Annotated in this window: 1 pseudogene; it reads right to left on the bottom strand. The window is 55.4% G+C overall.

The window, feature by feature from the left end:
- A pseudogene (locus tag AC097P_RS25130) lies at positions 1 to 639 on the bottom strand (PrkA family serine protein kinase); the annotation flags it as partial.
- Positions 640 to 1,021: the final 382 nt, after the last annotated feature.

Genomic DNA, 1,021 nt, shown 5'->3' with positions numbered 1-1,021 from the left:
TTCGTCGCCGGGCTCGGTCTTGGCCAGACCGATTTGTTTGAGGATGCTGGGGTAACGCTTGACCACCTTGAACTGGCGGATGTCACCCCCAAATTCGTCCAGACGTTTGACGGCCCAGGGGGACAGTATGCGCTGCAAGTAGCGCCGCGGTATGCCAAAGTTTTCTTGCAGAATGGGACCGTCTTCAATGGGATCAAACAAGGACAGGGGTGTCTCGTTGACAGGTGAACCCTTGATGGCATAAAAGGGCACCTGCTGCATCAGGAACTTCAGGCGTTCGGCGATGGAGCTCTTACCGCCGCCTACCGGGCCTAACAAATACAAAATTTGTTTGCGTTCTTCCAGGCCCTGCGCGGCGTGGCGGAAGTAGCTCACCACCTGTTCGATGGCGTCTTCCATGCCGTAAAACTCGGCAAAGGCCGGGTAACGTTTGATGGTCTTATTGGCGAACAGGCGTGACAGGCGGGGGTCGTTGCGCGTGTCCACCAGCTCGGGCTCACCAATGGCGGTGAGCATGCGCTCGGAGGCCGTGGCGTAAGCCAGCGGGTTGCGCTTGCACTCCGCCAGGTAATCGTCAATGGAGAGTTCTTCCTCACGGCTACGCGCGTAGCGGGCGACAAAGTTGCCAATTGCATCCATAGTGCCTCCTGTATTAATAAGGAGCCGCCAGAGACTGGGGGCGCCTACAAGCTTAGGTACAGACAATAAGCGATAAGTTCATTTGAGCACTTACGCACCGAAATTACCACAACATTTGCGGGCTAAAAAACAGCCTTTAGCCTGCAATGCAAAACACACATTCTCCCAACGCACGACATGCTGTATGTGCCTACTGTAGGCCTAGTCTCAAGGCCGTGTTGGTTTTAATGTCAGAACCGGATCAGATACGCCTGCAGGCTTGTATGTTGTGCACCACGGTACCGCGCACAGATGCGCACCGACTCCAATGACTGCGACAGGGTTTGGCCCAAACCGATATAGGTCTTGGTCAGTGGCGCAAAAAAGGCGTCCACGCGGTCTG

This window comes from Rhodoferax sp. ZS1R8, from assembly GCF_056521325.1.
The sequence above is the reverse complement of the archived record's forward strand: the minus strand, read 5'-3'. Positions and strand labels throughout refer to the sequence as shown.